22 protein-coding genes are annotated in these 24,907 nt (G+C 46.2%); 5 read left to right on the top strand and 17 right to left on the bottom strand.

What is annotated here, in order from left to right:
• Window positions 1–14: 14 nt before the first annotated feature.
• The 6 genes from YWE_RS0103850 to YWE_RS0103875 all read right to left on the bottom strand — a co-directional run bounded on the left by YWE_RS0103850 (window position 15) and on the right by YWE_RS0103875 (window position 3,983).
• Window positions 15–758, bottom strand: coding sequence for a fimbrial biogenesis chaperone (locus tag YWE_RS0103850; RefSeq protein ID WP_029093332.1), 744 nt, complete (start codon window positions 756–758; stop codon window positions 15–17).
• The gene (locus tag YWE_RS26515) at window positions 740–1,492 is read right to left on the bottom strand and encodes a fimbrial biogenesis chaperone (protein WP_071605824.1); all 753 of its coding nucleotides are present in this window, start codon (window positions 1,490–1,492) and stop codon (window positions 740–742) included. Before YWE_RS26515 ends, YWE_RS0103850 begins: the two co-directional genes overlap by 19 nt.
• Window positions 1,493–1,513: 21 nt before the next feature.
• The gene (locus YWE_RS0103860) at window positions 1,514–2,065 is read right to left on the bottom strand and encodes a fimbrial protein (RefSeq protein WP_051323176.1); all 552 of its coding nucleotides are present in this window, start codon (window positions 2,063–2,065) and stop codon (window positions 1,514–1,516) included.
• Between the two features lie 10 nt (window positions 2,066–2,075).
• Window positions 2,076–2,624 (bottom strand): fimbrial protein, encoded by a 549-nt coding sequence (locus tag YWE_RS26520; RefSeq protein WP_051323177.1) that lies wholly within the window; start codon window positions 2,622–2,624, stop codon window positions 2,076–2,078.
• On the bottom strand, window positions 2,602–3,318 hold the full coding sequence (locus tag YWE_RS0103870; RefSeq protein WP_029093334.1) for a fimbrial biogenesis chaperone: 717 nt from the start codon (window positions 3,316–3,318) through the stop codon (window positions 2,602–2,604). The genes YWE_RS26520 and YWE_RS0103870 overlap by 23 nt, the downstream gene beginning before the upstream one ends.
• Before the next feature lie 128 nt (window positions 3,319–3,446).
• On the bottom strand, window positions 3,447–3,983 hold the full coding sequence (locus YWE_RS0103875) for a fimbrial protein (RefSeq protein WP_029093335.1): 537 nt from the start codon (window positions 3,981–3,983) through the stop codon (window positions 3,447–3,449).
• Between the two features lie 855 nt (window positions 3,984–4,838).
• Between YWE_RS0103875 and YWE_RS0103880 the strand changes: the two genes are divergently transcribed.
• A complete protein-coding gene (locus YWE_RS0103880) occupies window positions 4,839–5,279 on the top strand; it encodes a hypothetical protein (protein ID WP_036014973.1) in 441 nt (146 codons plus the stop codon).
• A 185-nt stretch (window positions 5,280–5,464) separates the two neighbouring features.
• Here YWE_RS0103880 and YWE_RS31840 read toward each other — a convergent pair whose 3' ends face one another.
• Window positions 5,465–5,677, bottom strand: a complete 213-nt coding sequence (locus YWE_RS31840; protein WP_428829259.1) for an IS1/IS1595 family N-terminal zinc-binding domain-containing protein — start codon at window positions 5,675–5,677, stop codon at window positions 5,465–5,467.
• A gap of 171 nt (window positions 5,678–5,848) precedes the next feature.
• Window positions 5,849–9,238: an autotransporter outer membrane beta-barrel domain-containing protein gene (locus YWE_RS30045; RefSeq protein ID WP_161628762.1), complete on the bottom strand. Its 3,390-nt coding sequence runs from the start codon at window positions 9,236–9,238 to the stop codon at window positions 5,849–5,851.
• Window positions 9,239–10,525: 1,287 nt separating this feature from the next.
• Here YWE_RS30045 and YWE_RS28895 point away from each other — a divergent pair.
• From YWE_RS28895 to YWE_RS26535, 4 genes are all read left to right on the top strand, one after another.
• On the top strand, window positions 10,526–12,979 hold the full coding sequence (locus YWE_RS28895; protein ID WP_051323178.1) for an autotransporter outer membrane beta-barrel domain-containing protein: 2,454 nt from the start codon (window positions 10,526–10,528) through the stop codon (window positions 12,977–12,979).
• A 159-nt stretch (window positions 12,980–13,138) separates the two neighbouring features.
• A complete protein-coding gene (locus YWE_RS30315; RefSeq protein WP_154661401.1) occupies window positions 13,139–13,516 on the top strand; it encodes a hypothetical protein in 378 nt (125 codons plus the stop codon).
• Window positions 13,517–13,657: 141 nt separating this feature from the next.
• Window positions 13,658–14,932: a winged helix-turn-helix domain-containing protein gene (locus YWE_RS26530; RefSeq protein WP_051323179.1), complete on the top strand. Its 1,275-nt coding sequence runs from the start codon at window positions 13,658–13,660 to the stop codon at window positions 14,930–14,932.
• 46 nt (window positions 14,933–14,978) lie between these two features.
• The gene (locus tag YWE_RS26535; protein ID WP_036014976.1) at window positions 14,979–15,632 is read left to right on the top strand and encodes an endonuclease III domain-containing protein; all 654 of its coding nucleotides are present in this window, start codon (window positions 14,979–14,981) and stop codon (window positions 15,630–15,632) included.
• Window positions 15,633–15,786: 154 nt separating this feature from the next.
• Here YWE_RS26535 and YWE_RS0103905 read toward each other — a convergent pair whose 3' ends face one another.
• The 9 genes from YWE_RS0103905 to YWE_RS0103950 form a co-directional block, all read right to left on the bottom strand.
• Window positions 15,787–16,584 carry a MetQ/NlpA family ABC transporter substrate-binding protein gene (locus YWE_RS0103905; RefSeq protein WP_029093338.1) on the bottom strand — a complete coding sequence of 266 codons (798 nt, stop codon included), beginning with the start codon at window positions 16,582–16,584 and terminating at the stop codon, window positions 15,787–15,789.
• Window positions 16,585–16,610: 26 nt separating this feature from the next.
• A complete protein-coding gene (locus tag YWE_RS26540) occupies window positions 16,611–17,453 on the bottom strand; it encodes a DUF169 domain-containing protein (protein ID WP_051323180.1) in 843 nt (280 codons plus the stop codon).
• A gap of 28 nt (window positions 17,454–17,481) precedes the next feature.
• Window positions 17,482–18,156, bottom strand: coding sequence for a methionine ABC transporter permease (locus tag YWE_RS0103915; protein WP_036014978.1), 675 nt, complete (start codon window positions 18,154–18,156; stop codon window positions 17,482–17,484).
• A 20-nt stretch (window positions 18,157–18,176) separates the two neighbouring features.
• Entirely contained in the window at window positions 18,177–19,169 is a 993-nt protein-coding gene (locus YWE_RS0103920; RefSeq protein WP_029093340.1) for a methionine ABC transporter ATP-binding protein, read from the bottom strand.
• Window positions 19,170–19,423: 254 nt separating this feature from the next.
• Entirely contained in the window at window positions 19,424–20,023 is a 600-nt protein-coding gene (locus YWE_RS29450; RefSeq protein WP_071605819.1) for a desulfoferrodoxin family protein, read from the bottom strand.
• Between the two features lie 3 nt (window positions 20,024–20,026).
• Window positions 20,027–21,730 (bottom strand): medium-chain fatty-acid--CoA ligase, encoded by a 1,704-nt coding sequence (fadK, locus tag YWE_RS26550; RefSeq protein WP_084166981.1) that lies wholly within the window; start codon window positions 21,728–21,730, stop codon window positions 20,027–20,029.
• A 16-nt stretch (window positions 21,731–21,746) separates the two neighbouring features.
• Window positions 21,747–23,093: an MFS transporter gene (locus tag YWE_RS0103940; RefSeq protein WP_029093342.1), complete on the bottom strand. Its 1,347-nt coding sequence runs from the start codon at window positions 23,091–23,093 to the stop codon at window positions 21,747–21,749.
• Between the two features lie 20 nt (window positions 23,094–23,113).
• Window positions 23,114–23,398, bottom strand: a complete 285-nt coding sequence (locus tag YWE_RS0103945; protein ID WP_029093343.1) for a ferredoxin family protein — start codon at window positions 23,396–23,398, stop codon at window positions 23,114–23,116.
• Complete coding sequence (locus tag YWE_RS0103950) at window positions 23,395–24,684, bottom strand: FAD-dependent oxidoreductase (protein WP_029093344.1); 1,290 nt, start codon at window positions 24,682–24,684, stop codon at window positions 23,395–23,397. Before YWE_RS0103950 ends, YWE_RS0103945 begins: the two co-directional genes overlap by 4 nt.
• Between the last annotated feature and the right edge of the window lie 223 nt (window positions 24,685–24,907).

Consider the following 24,907-nt stretch of genomic DNA (forward strand, 5'->3'; position numbering starts at 1 on the left):
ATGTCCATATCGGCTTAAAGTGGCTTTAACTCTGCTTTGGTGGCAATGCCATATTCGTTGAGTAACCGCCACATCACATTGCCTTTGGCGCTGGCCGGCAGCGGATAACGCTGTTCAGCAAAAGGGGGGACCATTTTATAAAGCTCACTTTCAGGCATCTGATAATCACCCACCTGCAGGGTGGCAAAGGTCATATACAGCGGTGAATCATTACGTACAACTAACTGGTTGCCTTCACGCCGAAAGGTGGCTTTATCCGCCAGCATATCGGTGCGTAATTCCTCCAATGCTGCCGGCCGATACAACAATTTTTGATAAATCACCGGGCTTAACACAAACTCACCCTTATCCTGAGCCTGTTTATCCGTAGTCGGGATCGCTTTTAGGGCGACATAAAATATCGACTCCCGATCTGATGCCAGTCCTTGATTACCCACCCGCTGGATCCGCCAGCGATAGCGTTCCCCGACTTCCAGCCGATGCAACGGTGGCGTTATCACAAAAGGAACCGCGCTTTGCTGGGTATTTTTATCCATGGGTAAGCCGGTTTGCTCATCTGCCGCAACAATCCAGCTTTGGATCAGGTAAGGGTCTTTGTTAGCGTTCTCCAGCTCGACAAACGCCCCGCCGTTAACCTTTTCTAAAAACACAATGCGCATATTTGAAAAGCGAAAACCTACCGGCGTTTCTGCATAGGCCGGTAAGGTCTGGCTTAAAATCAGCAGCAAAATAAATGTGATTAATCGACGAATTGACATGATTTCGCTCCAGCGGCAGTGATCGTGGTCTGGTGTTTTTCCGTCAGGCCACCGTAGTCATTAATCGCCTGCCAGCTCATCTGTTTCCCTTTGCCGGCTTGCTTGACGCTGATTGCGCTTTTAGGTGCAATCATTAACCCGGCGCTATCAGCAACCGCTACGCCGTCAGCCCACAGCCGATCGAGCGTGATGTAATAAGGGGTGGGATTAATAAAACAAACGCCCTGAGCCAGCGAGGTAAACTGCAGGCGGCCGGCCGCCTGTTCATAAGATTCAGGTAGTCCGTCCGGGCGATAAAACAGCTTGATCATCACGCGTGTCGCAATAGAGAGTTTGGCGACATTCTCTGGCTGTTCAGCAGGTTTCTTACCTGCCGGAATCGCCGTGGCGCTGAAATAGAACAGCGACTCACGGTCTTTAGCCAATGACTGTGTCTCTTTTGGCATCAGCAACATCACATGTTGGCTATTCGCCTCAAGACGGAACAGCGGCGGAACCACTAAAAAATGCTCAGAGGTTGGCCCCTCGATAGCGCCATCCTGCACTCTTGCCTGAATTAAATAGGTCTTTTCGCCGCTATTTTGAATAGTGACGTTTTGGTTTTTTTGTGACGACCTGAAAATAATCCGGCTTTGATCCAAACCAATGCCTGCCTGTGCTATAGCGGGTAACACTAATGACAGCATCAGCACTGAATATGTTAATGTGCGATTAAAACAGCGAGTTATCCGCATAGCGTTGTTAAATTCCATAAATTAGTTAGTGATGACGGTGAAGGTCATTGATGCCTGAAAGTCGCCCGTGGTAATGCTATCGGTATTACTACAGCCACCGCAGGATAGGGCGAGCTCGACGGGCTGCCGATCGCTCTCGGCAGAGCTGCTGGTCAGATCCCAAACGCTGTCCCTGTTAGTTTTAGTCGCGCCATTCGATGTCAGTTTGACACCTACGCCCTGTGCGCTTCCGCCGTCTTTAAACAGGCTTTGACCATTTACCACCACCGTATTACCGGAAACAATCACCGAACTGCCGCCTAAGCTGCCGGTGCCGGTACATTCACTTAAGGTCAAAATAATCTCGCGCGTTAAGGCACTAAACTTTCCGTTATCACTACCAACAATGTTCTGTGCATGAACCTTGTCATATTCGATCAGGGGTTCTGAGACATCAATTTTGCAGGTACGGGCATAAAAACTGGCTTCAAACGTCACGGTGACAGAGTTGGTGGCGGCCAGACCGGTAGCAGGGGTCAGACTGGCAAAAAGCAGAAGTAAAACGGTCTTATAATGTTGAATAATAAAGAACATATTAATACCCTCAAGGCATCACAAACATAAACATTATCGACGCTTTAACATCACCCGATGTCACCGCGGTGGATGTATTTTGCTTAACAAAGCCAACGGTAAGGGGATATTCACCCTCAGTGACCATATCAACCAAGAACTTAACACCGCTCTTCATCGTGGTACCGGCGCTATAAAATCCGACCTTATCGGTCACTACGCCATTTTTCAGCATAAAACCAACGCCGGCTGCCGTGGAAGCACTGGACAAAAACAGCCCATCATCTGGCGATACAACACCAATGGCGACAATGCCGATCTTGGCATTAGCTTCGTACCCTTCGCAGTGATATTGCAGTGTTAAAGGCGTCACGGCGGCAGCATTGCCAGAACTAAAGCTACTGACAGTTTGCGGGGCAAACTCAACGGAATCAGTGCTGGTCGAAAACTCGCAGCTGCCTTTTGTTATTTCAGCGGTTACCCTGACGGTATTATTGTCTGCGGCAAGTAACGTTGCCGGCAGCAGCAGTAAGGCGACTGCGAGTATCGCCGCGGATTTAGAGTTTCTGACTATGGGCATCGAACCCTCCCAAATCATTAATCGTGCTCCATGACACATTGCCTTTATTGACCGGCGTGGCATAAAACAGCTCGCTAAACGGCGCCAGCATGGCATTGTTCTTTTCCAGACTGAGCGGGATCGCCTTATTACCTACGCTGAGTTTTGATAGGCTAATGTAGTAAGGCGACGGGTTTTTGACCTTTAATCCACCGGCCGCCGATTCAAAGATCAGTCCGCTTTGTGCCTGCTGAGCCGATGACGACAAGCCTTTAGGGCGATAAAAAACTTTAATCGCACTCTCTAAGGCAATTTTAATTACCCCGCTATTAGCCTTTGATTCGGTGCTGGCGCTGCTGGCCGGAATCGCTCTGACGTGCAGATAAAAAACAGATTCCCGATCCTTAGGTAATCCATTTACCTTTTCAACTATCCGCACTTCACTACGGCTATCTGGCTGTAGCCGAAACATGGGTGGTAATACTTCAAAAGGCACTGAATTATTTTGTTGCCGATCGTTAGTCATATAAGATTGGATTAAGTAAGAATCATCCGAGCTGCTATTTCTAATAACGACGGGCGCTGATGTGCTCCCTTCGTTAAAAATAACCCGAGTTGCATTTATACCTACGCCTGCCGCAAATGATTGAGATATAGAAATTACCCCAACAAATAGGAAGAGTATTATTTGGGATAATTTATTCTTAAATAACATAGGGGTCTCCAAAATATAAAGAATTAAGCAACCCGAATATAAGAGAGTTGCCTAATTCTGAATTATTATCAGTTATAAGCTAGGCAGTTATAATTAACTTAGCGATAAGCAACTTAGCTATAAACAACTTAGTTATAAGCTACAGAGAATGTAATTGGCGCTTCAATTTGTTGTGTAGCTGGTTTAGCAACGGTTGAGTTCAATTGAGCATTCATTAATACTTGAGCTGAACCGCCTGCTGTTAATACTTCGCCAGCCAGCGCAGTCAGTGGAGTACTTGCGTTAGGTTTTACCGCCTGACCATTTGCAGTTAATTGAACACCAACGGTTCCGCCATCAACGTTGTTGAAGTAGTTAGTGTTAGCCGCTAATGCAGTACCTTTAGACAGCATGCTGACTACGGTGCCAGTTTCGCCATCCTGAGTACAGTTAGACAGGTTCAACGTGAAGTCTTTGCTGGTGGTAGCGATTGGGCCGGCAACGGTAACATCACTTGAAACCACTGTACCTAAGTCAATATTGCTGTTGGTTACGTTTAGATCACAAGTTGCAGCCGCGATTTGACCAGTAATGGTAACTTGCGCGTTAGTTGCCGCCTGAGCAGTACCTACAGACATGATAAATGCAGCAACCGGAGCTAAAAGTAAAGTTTTGTTAAAAGTCATAATATCCTCGGGGATAATTCATATTAAAAATAATGAGATATAAACCTACCTTGGTTTATAGTTATTTATTCCTTACGTTTATTTAAATCGTAGAAATAAATAAGCATAATTAGGTATTAAATTATGCTTATTTATTCATACGTACATGCACTATCTATAAAACACCATTTTATTAGATGGATTTTCATCAGTGTTTTAAATAGTATTTACTTAATGGTAGATATGCTTATTAGGCATTAGTTATATAATAGCAACCCACCAAACATAGCACCAAATCCTGAAATATTACTTCAGGATTTGGGTAATTTAGGTGAGATTATAGTTTTAATTTTCACACACCTTCCTTGTGGCTTTTTATTACTCCATTAAAATCGCGTTAATAATATCGATACTTATAGCGATAGATCAATAGCCAGACATCTAAAAAAAATATAAGCCTGAATATAATTTTTAGGCACATCTTTATGTTTATTCAGTTTTGCGAAGTTTGATATTGGAAACAGCAAGAATGATTTGATTTCACAACATAAAATCAAACATAACCAATTGTTATGTAATAACTTTTATTAAATTAATTCGTTTTTATAAAATAAATACCATGGTTAAGCTTAAAAATAATAGGCCTTAAATATAAAAACAGATTTAATAAGTTAAATCCAGTTTAATTTCTATTATTAAGCGCTTTGTTCTCCGCCTATCACTCATCATGATGCTGAAAACACTCAGATAATCAGGTTATCCCTACAGGTAAACTATCCGGCACCATGATATCCTCCCCTTATTGTTTTCTTGTTTTCTTGTTTTCTTGTTTTCTTGTTACGGTACCATTACCTTCTGGCGATTAAGGGAGTCTATATGACACCATTGCAGCACAAACGAAGCTTATGGGTAGGGACGCTTGTTACCCCCTGGATAGTTCCTCTGGGCATTTTCGTCGTCATACTCACTGACACATTTAAAGAGATGCCATCCATAAATGTTGCTATTGAGCTGTTTTTTATGATCGTGTTATTTGGCGTTTCCTTTACCTATATTGTCACTCTGGCACTTGTCGCCCCAATGGCTTTCTGGCTAAAGGGAAAAAATGCGCTCTCTGCGATTCGGCTCTGCATTTGGTGCACCGCTTTAGGGCCAATAACCATGTTTATTTATAGTCTATTGCTAAACGGGCTATCAACGACATTCAACCGAACGCATCTTACTGAGATTTTATTCACCATGGCATTTGGCTTGGCCTCCGGGGTTGTTTTTTGTCTGGTTTCGGGCGTGAGGTTATGCGTACGTCAGAAGTGCTGAATCAGCAGAAAGTCTAAAAGTAGATGTATATATTAATGGCCAGGATTTCAGCCCGTATTGACATAAATAAGAATAGAGACACGCCAGCCTGATGGGCCGGAGTGTCTCTAAAAGAAAAGATTAGAAAATAATATATAACGCATAGCAGCCGTCGTTCACACGCATTCAGGCATGCAAACCTTTTATCAGCTAAGTTTTAACGCGGGCACTGTGCCTGTAGCCTGAATCATCTTGTTCTCATTGCCTTTATAGATATATCGGATCTGAAAAGTCTTATTGCAAGACTTACAAAAGTAACGAGATAAACCAGCACGGCTTTTACCATGTCTTTTGGTATATTCAGTTTTATTACAATATCGACATTTTACCTGCGGTTGGAGAAACGATTGCAATAGCATAAAGCACCTTCCTGTCCGTAATATATTGCCCTTAAATTAACCCTGAGATAACTTCATCGCTGTGATGAGTCTTTTGATGCTTTAGATAACTAAAAACGCTGTCTTATATTTGTTACAAGGCCCACTGAATTTTTTAGTGGGCCTGTATTCATCACGCCATTTATCTATTAACTAGAAGTTATACTTCACGCCAAAAATCACGGCCGTATCGCTGTAGCCTTTATCACCCATTTGTTGACCAACATTACCCCAGAGATTTAGCTGTTTATTAATTTGACCTTCTACCCCCAGTTTTAGCTCACCAATGTTGGCGGCACCGTCTTGCTTCACCGTTATACCGTCCATCTTGGTACCAAACTCTTGAGTATTGTGAATCCAGTTGGCTTCAATAAACGGCTGGAACACCCGATCTTTACCTTTATCTTGATCGCTGTAGCCGTTCATAAAGGCTCTCACGCCTAAGCGGGTCTGAATATTGCCATCCCCTTCGCCAGACACGTTAGTGCCGTTGGCTTCTTTATGATCGTCAGCCTTCACGCCCATCCAGGTAACCTGCGCTTTAGGTTGGATAAAGTAGCTCGTGTTTTTCTCCTTATTTTCGCCAATTTTAAAGGTATAGCCACTCTCCACTGACGCAGTTACACCGCTGGATTTGTACTCTTCGGTATGCAAATACTGACCATCAACCCGATTGTTGAACCAGTTATATAGCGCCCAGGTATCCACATATAAACCCGTCTTATCGACCTCATTGGCATACCAGGTTCCATACAATCCAGCGCTGTAACCGTCGATGGCAGCGCGAGCGCTATAGCCCGACACATGGGATTCAGTCCGGCTCTTACTGTTAGCATAGCCCGCCATCACACCCAGGTGCAGGCGGTTTTGGTCATTACTACTCCACTGAGCAATATCACCGCCCAGCTGCATGACATAACGGTTAGCCTGAGTCTTCAGTTGATCCTGACTATCACGAAAGCGAGTATGACCGCCTTCATTACGCAGCCACAGGCTGGTCACCTTCTGCTCGCCGGTCAGTGCATCGATATATTGAGTTTCACCCAAACGATCGTGCAAACGCGTCACAAACAGATTGTTTGCCGCAGCCAGATTAGCGGCATAGCCACTAGCCTCAGGCCTTTCAACCATGGTCGATTCAGTCGGTGATATTGAAGGGTCTGCGCCTCGGATCGGTTTTGAACCCGGATCTGGCGTTGGGTCAGGCTCCAGACCTGGATCGGGTGTTGGTGTTGGTTCAGGTGTTGGTTCAGGTGTTGGTTCAGGTATTGGTATCACCGGTGAAATTGCACTGGTCAGATACCAGTTACTGGCATTCACATCTGCCCCCCGAGCCAAGGTATAATCATAGGCACCGGCAACGATACGACCATGCTGAATAAATTCGCCGTCAGACGTTCCGTTTACCTGCACCAGTTCAATACCGTTCAGAGTCGCGGCACCGCTGCCACCGGCATTGGCTACGCTAACCCGCGTGGTACCAAAAGTATTGCCTTCGACAATCAGTTTATCGGTTACTGAGGTATCGTCATTCAGTGCAGTGTTGAAATTGAGTAAACCGTTATTGCCGGTGTAGTCACCGGTTACCGTCAGCACGGTACCCGGTGCACCGTTAAAACTGACCACGCCGGCATTATTCAGGCTGGTCAGAGTCTGGTCATAACTAGCCAAATCCAACTGGCCCCCAGTCCCTACCGCGAAGTTAGACACGGAGCTAAACGTATTCAGTGCCCCTGCCTGCAAGGTTCCCGCGCTGATGGTGGTCGCGCCGGTATAGTTGTTTGCCGCTAACAGGCGAGTGGTGCCGCCGGTGAGATGATTAACCGCCAGCTTTCCGGTCATTCGCGGTGAGAAATCGATATCATCGGTGTGGTTAAAGTTGACGGTTGCCGATCCCGCCCCACCCGTGATGCTGGCCGCTGTGAGGGTACCGGCCAAATTACCGTCGCCGATATTCAAGCTACCCGTGGAGCCGTTATACATGGCAAGATTGATGGCACTGGTAGACACCTGCGCCCGATCGGCAAGCGTCAGTGTGCCATTACCAAAGTGGCCAACATAGAGAGTGCTGCTGTTATTCCACAGCGAACCGCTACCGGATATCTCGACAACGCCGGTCGAACCGGTATTGGAGGCGACAAAGGCCGTGGTATTACTCACCGCACCGCCCTGGTCAATGGTGAGCTTGCCAGTACCGGAGTGACCAACAACCAGGCTGCCGCTGTTATTCCACTGCGACCCAGCGCCGGACACCGAGACAAGGCCCGACGTGCCGTTTTGGGCAATATAGCCCGTCGTATTGTTCACCACCCCGCCCCGGTCAATGGTGAGCGTGCCAGTACCATAATTGCCAACAATAAGAGCGTCGCTGTTCCACTGCGAACCAGCATCAGACACCCAGACAATGCCTGTCGAACCGGCATTGTAACCGATATAGGCTCTTATATTGCTCACCACGCCGCCATGGTCAATGTTAAGTTCACCATTAGCGGAGTTGCCAACATAGAGGTTTTTGGTGCTATTCAACTGCGATCCGCTATCGGACACCTCAACAAGGCCCGAACCTGCAGCGTAGCGGCCGATATAGATATCCTTGGCATTGTTCACCACACCGCCCTCGCTAATGGTGAGCCGGCCATTACCGGAACTGCCAACCACGAGGTCGCCGTAGTTATTCCATTGCGAGCCAACATCGGACACTTTGACTATGCCCGTTGTGCCTGTCTCCATGCCGATTTCGCCGGTGGCAGTGTTCCTTGTTGCACTGTTCACCACGCCACCCTCGCTAATGGTGAGCGTGCCGGTGCCGTAGCGGCCAACAAACAGGCTCTGGGTTATATCCCACAAACCGCCAGTCGACACTATGGCGGCACCCGACGAACCAGCCCGGTCACCGATAATGCCAAGTCCAGTGTTGGTCACCTTGCCGCCGTCGTTAATGGTGAGCGAGCCCTCACCGTAGAAGCCAAGATTGATGGTCACGGTATTCCACTGGGTTCCGATACCGGACACCTCGACCACGCCACTCGAACCGGCACTGTAGCCGAGATAAGAAGAGTTGGTAACGTTAACCACGCTGCCACCGGTCATTGTCAGCCGGCCATCCCCCAAGTAACCAACCGAGAGGAGATCGCCAATAGTCCACACTGAACCAAGACCGGACATCTCGACAACACCCGTCGCCCCCTCAAGCCTACCGATATCCGCGGACAGCTCGCTTGTTACATTCCCCCCATCTTGAATCAGCAACGTGCCATGGGTGGTGTTACCAACCACCAGATTATTCATCGTCCAAGCTGGGTTTTGTGTTGCTGTAACGGTGACGATCTGGTCGTCATTAATGATATCCATATAGGCCGCGTAGGCCGAAGAGGTGCCGATAAGCGAACTAGAAATGGCCGCAAATAAACAGCTATGCCGGAATACATTCTTCATTTTGCTTGAGTGTATAAAATTGCCGGCATCTGTAGAAAAATGAGAAGAACGACGTCCGTCAACTCTTCTGGCGGGTTTTGAATTAGTCATACAATAGATTTCGTCCATGTTTAATATTCCATATTTAATTGATGTTATGGAAAACACCATCTTATTTAATTAAATAAGATGGATTTCTTCCATGAAGAAAAATCCAAAACCAATGTGTGTGATTTAAAATACCAAATAAAATTAAATTGCACAAACAATCACCAAGAGCATACTAAGCGTGATGAATAAACCTATTTCACTTATTTATATCACTAAATAGCCGCTTAACAGCCCTTAAAGAATCTCAATCAAAGCAATAATTTACTCACTTTTACACATACCGACAATAAAATAAGAAAGCACACTGAATGAATTGCATTAATCAATAATTTCATTAAGTTAAATATAAAATTACAAAAGAGTTGAAAAACGGAAGCGATGTTTATATTGAGCCAGATAATCTGGTAAAACTAAAAAAATAGATTAGAAATCATCTTAAATTCACATAAAAAAATCATTTTAAACTGGGAAGATCCTTCGATAGCCCTTGGCTACTGCAGGTTTAGAACAGACTATATCTCTGGTATTACCTACGGATTCCAACTATTTATCAAGTGAAGTCAACCTAGACTTTTTTGGCAAATGTAGACAACGTTCTGCGTGCCCTGGCTTAACTTATAAATGGTAAAGGCAAGACTCCCCTCAAGCTCAATGATTAAAAAACCTAGTCGCGTCACTCTATACAAACCAAAATACAACTTATTGTATTTTAATGAAAAATAGTAAATTCAATATTAAAGCATGAAGAAAGACATTGAAAAAATCAGGGGGTTTAATCCATTATTCAAATAAAATCATATGTATGAATTGATAATTACTAACCAAATCAATGAGTTTAAACTTAAATAAAAAACACATTATTCATGTTAATAATTTACTTTAAGAAGTTATTTATAATAAAAAAGCCGTAAAACACCAAAAAAGCCCAACAATCGACCTATAAACCCATAAAAAATCAATAATGCAGAATTTAATTTCATTAAATATTGATATTTGAAGCAATAGATCGGATATTGACGACATCATAGTGATTTGCATTGACGACAGCTAAACGGCTGTTAATATATAAAAATAAGGATAACAAATAAGTTTTTCACTTATACACCTAAGACAACAAAACAACAATAACAATCATTACTTATTGGGTTGTTAAATTAATTTAGCAGAGTTATTAAATCTAAAGTTGTATTTAAATTGTTAATAAAAAAATTGCATGCAATATATTAATAACAAGTGTTCATCTATTGTTAGCCAATTGCATAGCATAGAACTACAAACTTAAAGCCACAAGGAAAGTTAATTATAATGAAATATATGTATAAAGCTGCATTGATTACAGCATTCTTAAGCATGGTATTTTCTGGCTATGCAGCAGCGGGTGAGCCGGAAGATTATTGTGATTCCGATGGCTGTATTCTGGAGGATGGACAAGCAGGTACTACGCTTGACTTTGGCGGATCGGGTATCAATCTAGGTTCCCATTTCCATATAGATAATTCTTCAGTTGATGATTTGGTCATTAAAAATTTAAGTATTAGTGATAATAATATTGAATTTGATAGGGATGACGACACCGATGATTACAACGACTCCCTGTTGCACGGTGGCAGCAGTCCCGGGGGTTTACGATTTGAATCATGGAATATTGATACAACAGAAAGAGTTACCTCACTGTTTTACATGAATAACTATTACATGAATAGTGAAATGACCAGCGATTTACTCTCATTAAACAATTCGTCCATCCGCGCTAATGCGGATACCATTTTTCATACCATTACCTATTTTCCAGAGTTGTTAGATGCAGGCACCGTTAATGCTTTATCTGTGAATAACTCTATCATTATTAATGATAAACAGCATATTTCAGACAATAACGGCGAGATCGAACAGGCGATTCTGAATACCCGCTTAGGCAGTATATTAAACGTTTATCCGATTTCTGACTGGGCAGATTGGGAACAACGGGATTTAACCGTTGGGTATAATTTCAATCAGAGTTTCTTAAGTTCAGAAGCGCTGGCGGGCATCAATCAAGGAGGGGGCTGCTGCAGCCATAGCGGGGCGGAAGATAGCGGTAATACTATTGCGATTAATCTGACGGATAGTGAGGGCCAGTTTGACAACCTGTTGATTAACGGCAGTACTGATAGATATGATGTCAAAGCTATCAACGATGCGGTTCAGGTCAATCTGGATAATTCCACGGTTTCTTCCGGCATATACAGCGAATACTACGGTAGTTTTCGCTTAACCAATACTTCACTCAACCTGAGTAATAGCTCGGTGTTTAATTACCAAGGAGATTGTTCCGCTTCCGGCAATTGTAATAGCTACCTAATCGAGGACGACTGCTATTCATGCGGTAGTAACGTAAATCCACTGTCTGAGAACCCGCATTATTATGATTCCTATATTCATGAGATCAATATCAGCGGAAACTCTAACTTTGTGTTTTCGCCTCAGGGCGAATTTAAGCGGTTATACGTTGATCGGATGACCTCCGATGGCAGTGCCATTATTACCATGAATACTGATGTTTCCGCGCTAACCGGCGATCAGCTGGATATTAAACAGGCGATCGGGAAATTCAATGTGGCAATTCAGGACAGCGGCAAAGAGCCCACCAGCAAAAAAGGCCTCTCGCTGATTTATGTTGATAAAGGTGAAAGTGAACAGTTCCAGTTGAACGAAAGCCGAGGCGTGGATATTGGTGCCTATACCTATTCTCTGGATTCTGTCAGCAATGGCGAACGCTATACTTGGTTCCTGACTCCGTCGGCGCCTGCCACGACAACTGATCCAAAAGGTTCACCACCAAAGAGGCCTAAGACCAGCCCGTCTACCGATGGTGTATTAAGCATGGCTTCCGCCACTCAGTTCATCATGAATGATGAGTTGGAAAACTTACGTATGCGCCGAGGTGATGTGATGAGAAACATCAGCGAGGGCTCTAACGTTTGGGGGCGGATTTTAACCCGTACTTTACGAGTAAGTGGCCCTGAAAATTCTGCCTATGAGATGGACCGTAGCGGTATGGAACTGGGTGGCGATAAAGCCTTTGATATCGGCAACGATAAGTTAATGGTCGGGGTTAGTACATCGCTGTCAGACGATAAAGTGAAGCATAACCGCGGCGGTAGCAGCAATATTAATACCTATACCGGGGGTATCTACGGAACGTATGTGACAGCAAACAATGTCTATCTTGATGCTGTCATAAAGTATGCCCATTTTGATAATAGGCTGAGTGCAAAAACCACTAACAATAGCCTGGCGCAGGCCAAATATAAGCAAAATGGTCTCGGTGCATCATTGGAGCTGGGATATAAACACCAGTTTGAAAACAACAGCGCCGGTCTGTTTGCAGAACCCTATGGACGTATGAGCTACTTGACCGTTGAAGGCAAAGAGTTCCGCCTGAATAACGGTATGCAGGCAAAAATCGACGATCAGAAATCCCTGTTGGGGGAAGTCGGCTTCTCGCTGGGTGCTGAGTTCTTGGTAGCAGAAACAGCCATTCTGAGCCCATATATCAAGATTGCGGCTGAGCATGAGTTTATCTCTGATAACTCTGTCTATATCAATGAGACGAGTAAATTTACCAACGATTTTTCCGGTACTGCGGGTAAATACGGTGTGGGTATCAATCTGTCGTTGAATAAGCATACGTCAATGTTTGCGGAAGTCGATTATGTCAACGGCCGGAATATTGAGTCGCCGATCAAAGCCAATATCGGTTTCAGAATCAATTTTTAACCCTTGATTTAATCGCTTAAACAATCCGCCTTCTATAAGGCGGATTTTTCAGACTGCTGACAAACGCTCGGACATCAGCGTTTTGCTCTTAAAAAAGCTTAAACGTAGGGAAAGAATTACAGGCTACTTCCTGTAGCCTGCCCTTTGGGCCAACACTCTGTGTTGTTCAAAGCCGTTCCCTACGGCTTTATCCGTTGGGGTCGTAGCTGGCTTGCCAGCCGGAGTGCCCCTAGGGATTCTAAGCCCGGAGCCCACAGTACTCAAAAACATCGCCCTTCGGCCGCTAGGAAAAACCAATATTCCGATGCTAACTATGCGGACGAAATTCGCGCTGAAATCAAATTAAACCACTTTATCATCACTCTGAATCCGACTTCTATAAAGGCGGATTTTTACTATTATGCTATTTGGCGTTTCCTTTACCTCCCCTCTGGCGCCTGTAACCCAATGGCTTTCTGGCTGAAGGGGAAAAATGCGCTCTCTGCGATGCGGCTCTGCCTTTGGTGCACTATCTTAGCGCCAATACCCCATATTTAGGCTGAAGCACTAAAACCCACGCCCCTGAAATGACAATTTAATACCACGCTCACACTCTGATTTATCATACTTTTGCCTCAAGTTTTGATACGTTACAACTAGATTTTCTGCCTGTCACTATTGATAAAGGGGAGTTGCCTAATGGCTTTACCTATGTTGTCTTTACGCGCAGCCAGAGCGTTGCACCTTTCTGCTCAGGGCATGATTAAAGCCAACCGTAGTCAGGTAACCGTTAATGATGTGGTTGATGCCATTCGCCGGATGGGTTTATTGCAAATTGACACTATTCATGTGGTGGCCAGAAGCCCGTATTTTGTGCTGTTTAGCCGGCTGGGCAACTATCCGACAGGCTTGCTGGAGCAAGCCTTAGCCCAAGGTGATTTGTTTGAGTATTGGGCACATGAAGCCTGCTTTATCCCGATTGAGGACTATGCGTTACTGCGCCATCGCATGCAGCGACTGGATAACCTCGGCTGGAAATACTCGTCTGAATGGCAGGAAAAACATCAGCACGATATTGACCAGTTATTGCTGCATATTCGGCAAAATGGCCCGGTCAGATCGGCTGATTTTACCCGCACCAAAGGTAAAGGCGGCGGGTGGTGGGATTGGAAGCCGGAAAAACGCCATCTGGAAACCCTATTTACCGCCGGTCATCTTATGGTACGCGAACGTCGTAATTTTCAGCGGGTATATGATTTAACCGAGCGGGTACTACCACACTGGCAGGATGAGCGAGCGCTATCATTAGCGGATGCCGAACGGGAAATGTTACGCCGCAGCTGTCAGTATCTGGGGTTGGTTAAGGCTGAATGGATGGCCGACTATTATCGTCTTAAACGGGTACAGGCTAAACCACTACTTGCTCAATTAACAGACGCCGGGGAGTTGATAGCGGTTAGCGTTGAAGGGCTGAGGGGGGATTTTTATGTATCGGCTTCACAGGCAGACAATTTAGCCTTAGCCCTTGATGATCGTCTTAGCCCAACAAAAACGGCGCTGTTATCGCCGTTTGATCCGATAGTCTGGCATCGCAAACGCGCCAGTGAACTGTTTGGCTTTGACTATCGAATTGAGTGTTATACGCCGGAGGCTAAGCGGCAATTCGGCTACTTTGTTTTACCCATATTACAACGAGGTGAACTGGTCGGGCGGCTGGATGCTAAAATGCACCGCAGTCAGGCAGTGTTTGAAGTCAAAGGCCTATGGTTTGAAAAAGGGGTTCGAACCGGTAAGCAACGGTTAGAGGATATTTGGCAGGCAATTAATAGCTGTGCTCACTGGCATGGGGCTAAACGAGTAACGCTGGTCAACGTTCCTGATGTGCTGAAATCAGCGTGGCAAACCGGCTGGTGGGTAAAACCCTCAACGGTTCGCGGCGAACAAATACAGTTTATCGCGGCCACCGATAGCTAAGAGGTTATCCGGTCAAATCCGTTAATCACCGTGAATAAGGAATACCATGTTATCCGTGCCGGAGATCTATCAGCGATTATTTGAACGCTATGGTCAACAACATTGGTGGCCGGCAGAGTCAGCTTATGAAATGTTGGTCGGGGCTGTTCTGACGCAAAATACCCACTGGCGAAACGTTGAGAAAGCGCTGGGCAATCTTGGTAACCAACTGAAACCTCAGGTGATTAGCGCAATGCCCCATGACCAGCTAGCAAACCTATTGCGCCCCAGCGGTTACTATAACCAAAAAGCCGAGCGGCTCAGGCTGTTGAGCCAATGGTTTATCAGCTATGACTGTGATGTGAATGCTATCCGCAGGATCGACGGAGCATTGTTACGGCATACACTGTTAAGCCTGAAAGGCGTTGGTCGGGAAACGGCCGACTGCATGCTGGTGTATGCCTTCGATAAGCCATTTTTTATCATTGATACTTATACCCGCCGGCTGTTTAGCCGTATCGGTTATGATGTGCCGGAGAGTTATGAACATTTTCGGCTATTGATTGAGCAACAGCTGCCGCCAAGCGTTGAGCTATATAATGAATACCATGCGTTAATTGTGGCGCTGGGTAAAGAGCACTGTGCGGCTAAGCCCTGCTGTAGCGGATGTCCTCTGGAAAGGGATTGTCATAAAACTCACCTTAACACCCTAAACGGCTAGTTTCTGATTAGCCAATCGGGCTAAAGCGTATTTGCACTGGAAGCCACAGGAATGGACGCTATCATCATGCTAAGCCAACAAAGCGTTAGCCATAAAAAATGGTGCTGAACAATCAATGACTCAGCACCATCCTCAAGATAATTTGATGATATCTTTAATCTAAATATTCAAATACACCGTCGAAGTTTTTTGTAATCCCTTGTCGTACGCTCTCCGATCTCAATGCTTCAGCCAGCGTATTAGCCCATGGCTGTTCGGTATTATCCTGACGGACAACTAATCCCATTGGAAACTCGTTGGCACTCTTATCGCGAACAATATAAGAGCGGAAGTCTTTATTGGCATTACGCATATGAGTAAAGAAAACGACAGCGCCGTCAACGTCTTGCAACGAGCGCACGGTTTGCGTTTGATCCATATCGATAAACTCGAGCTGCTTCGGATTTTTAGTGATATCTAGCAGGCTATAGCTATCGTTCTTGGTTTTATCCAGCTCGATCAATCCGGCGCTTTGTAACATGCGTAAACCACGGTCCATATTCATGGCGTCATTCATAATCGCAATTTTAGCGTGTTCAGGGAGGGCATCTAAGGATGTATAGCGCTCAGAATAGAAGCCGATGCCGGTGGTAAAGGGATAAGGTTTCACCATGACTAACTTGCCATTATTTTGTTGATTAAAGCTTTCCATAAACTTGCTGTGAACACCGACACCGGCATCGACGCTGCCGTCATTAACTGATTTGATAATGTTGACATTATTGTCCATCATCACCAGCTCAACGTTCAGCCCGTGCTGCTTAATCCAGCTCAAGCCCGGTTCAATAATTGCGCAAGACACTTCATTACAGGCTATTTTGAGTTTAGCCTCCGATGGCTTATCGGCGCTATCGCACGCGGTTAAGCCCAATATAATCAGAAAACAAGACAGACCTGCCAATAGTTTTTTCATGCTACTTCCTTAATAGAATATAAACGTTATGTATTTGACTGCGCTTTTTTGCGTTTATGGTACTCAATCGTGCCATAACCGCCGGTATAGTAATTACTGCTCATCTCAATTCCAGCCTGCTCTTCAACACCCATCGCTTTGGCCTTTTCTAAAATGCTTTTTTTGGTTTTATTGCTATCCATCGGGTTGGATGTTTTTCGAATACCATCAACAATCTTATCTAACTGATTAAATGGAATCCCGATCCCCATTTCATCCCCTTCCCATTTAGCCACCTGGCGAGTACCGGAGCAAAGCAGGGATAAATTAACCTGGTTCATCTCAAACGGGTAGGAGGTACACTCTTGGCAAATCGCCTGATTGCCCGCCACTTTGACATTTTTCAGCTGGCCGAAGTGATATGAGTACCCTTGAATAATCCGCATTGCGTTTGTTGCATCGGTGGTAATAATCACTAAGTCGGGGTTGTAGTCGGTATATAAGGCCAGTTCGGCAATTTCAATGCCATATACCTGATGGGTGCAGTAAACCATATCTTTTGCAATTTGGCGGCTAATAGAGTAATCGGCATATAACCCCATTTTATGATGGCGTTGACCTGAAATGATTTCATTCGGGTCAACAATATCATCCTCAGGTTTCAGCAACCCTAAAGCACGGGCACCGGAAAGGCAGGCGGTATTTTTTAGATTTAACTTACACGGCGTACCGGTAGAAGCGTTTTTGACTGCCGCACAATAGGGTAAAGGCGCCTTTATTTCAGGTGTCGAACAGGCGTCATAGTCCTGCTGACTGAATAAAAATCGGATACCAACCGGTGAACGCTTTAAGTCCAGCATGACGTTTAACCATAAATTATCATTTCTCAATTTCTTGCCCCTGCTGACAGTATGTTAGCTACTTAAGAATTCGATAAATGGCTCGCCCTAAGAACTGTAGGGAAAGAACCATCACTGATAGGATAAATACGATTGCATACATCATGACATCGTCAAATCTTTGATAGCCATAGGTTAATGCAACGGCACCCAACCCTCCTGCACCAACCGCACCAGCCAGCGTTGTATTGGCTAACAGTTGAATTGATGCGAAAGTCATGTTGGAAACGATCGAAGGGGTCGCTTCAACAAACATAACCTTAAAAATAATTTGCCCGTTGCTCGCGCCAAACGACTTTGCCGCCAGAATGACGTTTTTATCCACTTCTAACAGTGAATGCTCAATAAGTCGGGCAATCGCAGGAAATGCGGCAATGGTGAGCGGAACAACGGCGGCCATCCAACCAACTGAAGTACCGATAATCAAACGCGTTAGCGGAGTGAGAGCGACAATCAGAATAATCGCCGGAAATGAGCGAATGGCATCGACAATGGCGTTTAAAACACGGTAGATAAATCTATTCGGCGATAGGCCGGATGGATTGGTTAATACCAAAATAATGGCAACAATCAAGCCGAGCAGAGCACCAATAACTAAAGATGCCGATAGCATTTTGATCGTGGCGATAATAGCGGGCCAGATAATTTTAGGCAGATACTCAAATAGGCGTGTCATGGTCAGATCGAAAAACATACGTACCCTTTGCTGATTTTTTAGTTATGCGTCATTCCGATTATCGGCGATGTTAATTCCTGAAAGGCCACGGCATTACTCTTCAGATAGGCGATAACCTGCCGGTGGTATTGGTTCTCAGTGGTGATGTAGTAATGAACGATAGACGCCGTTTTACAGTAATCAGTTTGAGTAAAGAAAATAGTAAATGCCTGATTAACCACCGCGGATAATCCCAACAGGATTGATGTACTTAGCTCTGTAGAGGGTAGCGTGATTTTAAAACCCACCTGTCCCGGCATAAAGCGCATAGCAATATCACCGGTAATTCGTTGTAGGGCCGGCGGATTTTCAATAAAAATTTGTTCAACGCTATTGGTGGCAATCAGCTCGCCTTGCTCAATAATTGACAGCCTATCGCAGGCGGCTTTAACCACATCCATTTGATGGGTAACCATCACAATCGTGATATTTAACCGCTGGTTAATTTCTTTTAATAAATCCAGTATTGATTTAGTTGTTATTGGATCAAGCGCTGAAGTTGCTTCATCACACAGCAGAATTTGTGGTTCTAGTGCCAGCGCTCTGGCGATGGCTACCCGCTGCTTTTGCCCGCCGGATATCTGCTGGGGCCGAAAATGAGCTTTATCTTCAATGCCTACCAATTTTAATAGTGCCCAAGCCCGCTGTGGTATATCGCCAATATCCTGTTGCCAGCACTGCATTGGCAACATAACGTTTTCAATCACGGTTTTTCTTTGCAACAGGGCAAAATCCTGAAAAATCATGCCGATTTTTTTTCTAAATTCACGCAGTCTTTTAACCGGTAAACGGTTTATTTCTACGCCATCGACAGTTAAGCTGCCATTGTCATCAAATGACTCAAGGCCATTGATACAGCGCAACAGCGTTGACTTACCTGCTCCGCTGATGCCTAAAAGCCCATGAATTTCGCCCCGACAAATCTCCAGGTTAATATCACGCAATATTTGTCGATCGGCGTAATGCTTACTCAGGTTACGTATTTTAATCAAAGATAGGCTGCCGTTATCAACATGAAGGGTGGGGTCTTTGGCGATTTTAACGTATCCGGCGATTTCAAGCGAGTGATGATAGGAACATAAAGCGGTGACGGTTTATGCTGTTGCCCGCTGAAGCACTGGCGGTTAGCTGCGAATGACAGACATGCGCAACATCCCGCATGGCGAAAGGAAATGAGGTTTATTTGTTTTAAAATTACACTGCTGATGACCTAAATATTGGCGTGAAAACAAGAATACGTAACCCGCTACATCGTCGTTTTCCACAGGCCATGCAGATTACAATAGGCGTATGCGGTGAAGCCCCGCTTGCAGTTAAACTTACATTGATTCCCTTTGCATACCCGGCGGTCGCAATAGACATAGGCATCACTATCCGATAACGCAAAGATTGCTACGGTCTTATTCTCAACCTTGGATTGGTCTGTGGCAGGCGTTTTACTTGGTGGAATAAACTTGATTTGTCCGCCCTGAAAGGTATGTAAATAAATCCACTGTAGGGCATGATCTGCCTGCATCGGATGAGCGGGTTCCCCGACCTGAATAGTGATGACATTGGCATCAAAACCTCCGGAAATCACCATACTGACCTGATGTTCAATGGCTTGATCGTCTGACGTTGCGTGAGCAATCAATTTCGTCATCCAAGCATGACAGCAGCGAATGCCTATTTCATCTGACGACTGATTTTCACCAATATAATTTTCATTTATTAGCAGCCGGTGGCAGTGTTCACAACGATAGAACTGCGGCTCACTGGTAACAAACCCAGGCTTAGTGCTGTTCTTAATTCGCGTATTGACCCGGGGAACTTTCTGACGCGGTGCAATCGTTATGCGCTCACTCATATGTTACCTCAACGACGAACTTGCTCGGTTAATCTGCGGTTGTGACTGGGCTCCGCATGCCGGGGAACTGCTTTTTTCAGCCTCAAGCTTGAACAAAATATCTTCACGCAGCAGAAATTTTTTGATCTTGCCGGAGGCTGTACGAGGCAGGCAAATCACCCGTTCCAAACGCTCAGGACACTTATATTTCGCCACCCGCTTACTGCGAAAAAACGCCGTCATATCATCAAAGGTCAGCGGATGTTGGTTATCTTTTGACACCACATAGGCACATACCCGTTCGCCGAGGCGTTCATCAGGCATCGCAACCACTCCGGCATCCCGTACTTTCGGGTGCTGTAATAAAATATCTTCTAACTCGCGGCTGCTGATATTTTCTCCGCCACGGATGATCATATCCTTTTTGCGTCCGGTTATTTTAATGTAGCCGTCAGCATCTTTACGACACAGGTCACCGCTGTAATACCAACCGTCATCATCCAATACCAGCGCCGTTAGTTCCGGTTCATGCAAATAACCGACAAAGACGTTAGGCCCGCGCGAAGCCTCTTCACCAATGACCCCGTCTGCTACGATCTTTCTTGCCCTGTCGACCACTTTAACCTCAATGCCCGGTGCTGCCGTACCGTCGGTGTTCATCACCCGCGAAAACGGGTCATCAAGCTTCACCAACGTATGGGGCGCACTTTCTGTCGCACCGTAAACGCTCAACACTTTAAAACCGGCTTTCAGGCAATCTTTCATCATATGTTTAGGTACCGTAGTTCCGCCGCACAGAAAAAAACGCAGCGCTGACAGATCGTATTGCTGCTTTTGTACCGCACACAGTAGGTCATAAACAAAAGGCGTAGCCCCCATGATGCAGGTACATTTCTCCTGAACCAATAACGCCAAGCAGTCCTGCGGGGTAAAAATATCCAGTAAAACGCTACGAGCCCCAATCAGAAAAGGGGCGGTGACGCCATGTAAAAAGCCAGTAGCGTGGGCCAACGGCGCGGGCATCATAATGGTATCAAGGTAAGAGAGATTTAACGTCGCGCAATAGGCCCGTTCGCTGGCAATAATATTATTATGGGTCAGCATCACACCTTTAGGTGACCCTTCGGTACCGGAGGTAAACAGCACCGCTGCAATGTCATCACCATGAGTCGCTACGTTGGTTTCGAGCGGCGGATAATTCTCCAGCAGTTGACTCAGCGTCGAAAATTCACAGCCCGGTTGGATTTTATCGACGGCAATAATTTGCTGCACAAAAGGTAACTGTGGCCTTAAGGCTCTGAGCATCGAGGGCGGATCATATTTTTTAAACGCCGTGGAAATAAACAGGACCCGCGCCTCACATTTATTCAGAATGTAAGTCAGTTCGGTTTCGAGATAGCTTGGTAGCAGTGGAACGGCAATCGCGCCGACTTTAAGGCAGGCAAGATAAATCTGCGTAAACTCAGACCAGCCCGGTAGCTGAAAAGCCACGCACTCTCCGGGTTTAACGCCAAAATCTAACAGGGCGGAGGCAATACGCGACGCGGCCCGATCCATTTCAGCATAGGTATAAGCAGCGCCCTGGCGGTCGGTCACGGCCATTTTATCCGGCGACATACGCACCGCCATCTGCCAATACTCAGCCAGAGTAGCATCGCCCCAGTGCCCGTCGCACCGGTACTTGGCTCTGCGCTCCGCAGACGGTTTTCTGTGCGCATATTGCGGCATCGCTACAGGCATGTCTTTAGCCCCCTGATGATTGTTCGGCATTAACCCGCAGGCCATGGCGGCGTTTGGCACACACCGCCCATACCCCGACCAGCAGCGGAATGGGAAGGAACATAAATACTTGGTTAAACGACCAGTTCGCCGAGAGCATCATGGCACCAATACCGGCGCCGGTAATCGCGCCAAATCGGCCAATCCCCGTAGCCCAGCTGACGCCGGTTGCCCGCATGCGCGTTGGGTAAAATTGTGCTGCCAATGCATAACAACCGGGGTTAATGCCGTTTATCGTAAAGCCCAGCACCAACACTAAAGGACACAAAACCGCCATGCTTGGCTCATTGAGCGCGAGCACCCCGGCCCCGATTGCTCCCCCCAGAATGGTCATGGCAATAGCACGGTGTTGCCCCCATTTATCCATTGCCAGTCCCATACAAAAGTTACCGACCATACCGCCCATCTGGAACATGGCACCAATCACCACCGCCTGTGAAATCGTCAGGCCAGAATCTCGGACTAACAATGGCAGCCAGCTGGCCAGTAAATACACGCTGAATAAACCGATAAACAGCGTCAGCCAGATCATCAGCGTGCCAAAGCCATAAGCCGGTAAAAATAGCGACTTCACGGCGCTTTTTTCATTTATTTGCTGCTCGGAATTAAAAAATACGGTACGGCTGTCCGCCAGCCCGGCAACGAAGCCATTCACCATAGTGCGTAGCCGTTCCTGATATCGCTGATGCTGTGCCAGAAAACGGGCCGACTCAGGCAACAATAAAATCAGGATAAACGTCAGGCAGATAGGCAGAATGCCCCCGGCGACCAACACCGCCCGCCAGCCGAAAAAATTGATCAGATAATCACTGGCTAGCCCGCCCAGTGCTGCTCCGGTATTAAAACCGCAGTGTATGGCCGTCGACATATGTGAACGACAGCGCTTTGGGGCAAATTCGGCAATCAGCGTCGTAATATTCGGCATAGCAGCGCCAAGGCCGATACCGGTAATAAAGCGCAGCACGGTCAGGCTATGTAAATCCCAAGCCCAGGCCGATATCAGGCTGGCTAAGCCAAAGAAGGCCACCGACCCGACAATGACAATTTTTCGCCCGAAGCGATCGGCCAAAGGCCCGGATATCATAGATCCTGCCGCCAGCCCGAATAAACCGCTCATCATCAGTGGCCCGAGGTCATGGCGGGCAACCTGCCAGTCGTCAATCAACGCAGGGGCAATAAATCCCATAGCGGTGACATCAAACCCGTCAACTGACAAGGTAATAAACCCCAGAAAAATAATCAGCCATTGCCGCAGGCTGACGGGCCTGTCATCGAGAAAGGTACATACATCAACACGTTGTTGACTGGACATAGACATGCTCCATGGATAATTTATCCAAAGCGGAACTCAATGCCGAATGTTCCCTGAGGATATTCCCATTTTTGTAAAATAGTATCCCCACACAATACCCGACAAGTTCCGCACTCAAGGCATCCGGCATAATCAAAACGCACTGAACCGTCGTCTGCCAACTTATACAGGTTGGCCGGACAAGCTTTGATCAATTTGTTTAATTCATCCCGGTCGGGATTATCCACCAGAACGATATGAGGATTCTCTTCGTCTACGCGAAATTTATTGACGCCTAATTTCACGTCTACATTCAATATGCTCATAGCGAACGCACCCCTTTAATACTATCTTTTAATAAGTTAAGGATACCCACTTGTTTACCATGGCCGATTAATTTACTGAGTATTGGTCGGCTGGGCTGACCATCAATCACAAACAAATCGGACATAACGCCTGCGGCCATCTGCGGATATTGATTGAACATGCGAGGGTTTTCTAAAAAGGCGGGCAATTTTTTATACAGTTTGAGATCTTTCAGAACAAAATTGCTTTCTAAACGGCGCTGATACCCCGCCAGACCGGAGGTGGTAAAATCCTGGGTTTCTTTGGCTTCGATAGCCGTCAGTGCGGCAGCCTGTGCCGAGGCAATGGCTAAATCCATTCCACGAATAGTGTAACCAAGGTTGAGACACATTCCCGCGGCATCCCCAACAATCATAACCCCGTCAGCACTCAGAGCCGGTAGCATATTCATTCCGGCTTCCGGGACCATATGGGCAGAATACTCAACCATTTTTCCACCCTGAATCAACGGGCGAATAGCCGGATGTTGTTTAAAATCCTCCAGCATTTGCGGCACGCTTTTACTGGATGTTTCAATACCGGCCAGCCCGCAAACTACGCCCAGTGAAATCGAATCCCGATTGGTATACAAAAATCCTCCGCCGAGCAACCCGTTAGACGGAGAGCCGGCAAACATCCATGCAGTACCTTCACCATTGGCCAGATTAAAGCGATCCTCTAGCTGCCCCTGAGGTAACTCAATCAGCTCTTTAACGCCGACGGCCACATGATGTGGCGAAAGCGTCGCCGTTAGCCCGGCGGCTTGACCTAATAGTGAATTCACACCGTCGGCCAGAATCACGATATTTGCTTCCAGAACTTCATCGCCGGCCCGCACACCGAATACCTGCCCGTTCTCCATCAGTAACGAATCAACCCTGACACCGGGAATAAACTGTGCGCCGACCGCTTCTGCTTCTTCCATCAGCCACGTATCAAACTGACCGCGCAATACGGTATATGAAGCCTGTAACGGGATATCAGGCCGTTCGGCGTGATAATCCAACGTCACGGCACTGTCTTGCGTCAGAAAAGAAATTTTCTCGTGGGTGACCTTACGTTCAACCGGGGCCCGGGCAGCAAACCCCGGTATGATTTTTTCCAGACTGTGGGCATAAAGCCGGCCGCCGGTCATATTCTTACTGCCGGCGGTGGAGCCCCGTTCAATGACTAAAACTTCAAGCCCGGCTTGTGCCATTACATACCCGGCAATACAACCCGCTACGCCGGCACCGACCACAATGGCATCGAATCTATCATCTGACATGTGAGCTCCTGTTGCTGCTGATGTTCTTATCGTTATGGAATATTGCTATGGAATATCGTTATAGACGTTAGGCCAAAGGCCGGGGCACCCGCTTATCTTTAATTCCTTGTCGCTGATTGTCTTAGCGCCGGCCCCGCCTTATGTCGTCGCCCCGTTGAAAAACAGGGCAACGGCATAGACGACATAAGAGAAAAGGCCTGACTCAAAACGCCAAACGACTGCG

This window comes from Budvicia aquatica DSM 5075 = ATCC 35567 (assembly GCF_000427805.1).
In the GTDB taxonomy this organism is placed as follows: domain Bacteria; phylum Pseudomonadota; class Gammaproteobacteria; order Enterobacterales; family Enterobacteriaceae; genus Budvicia; species Budvicia aquatica.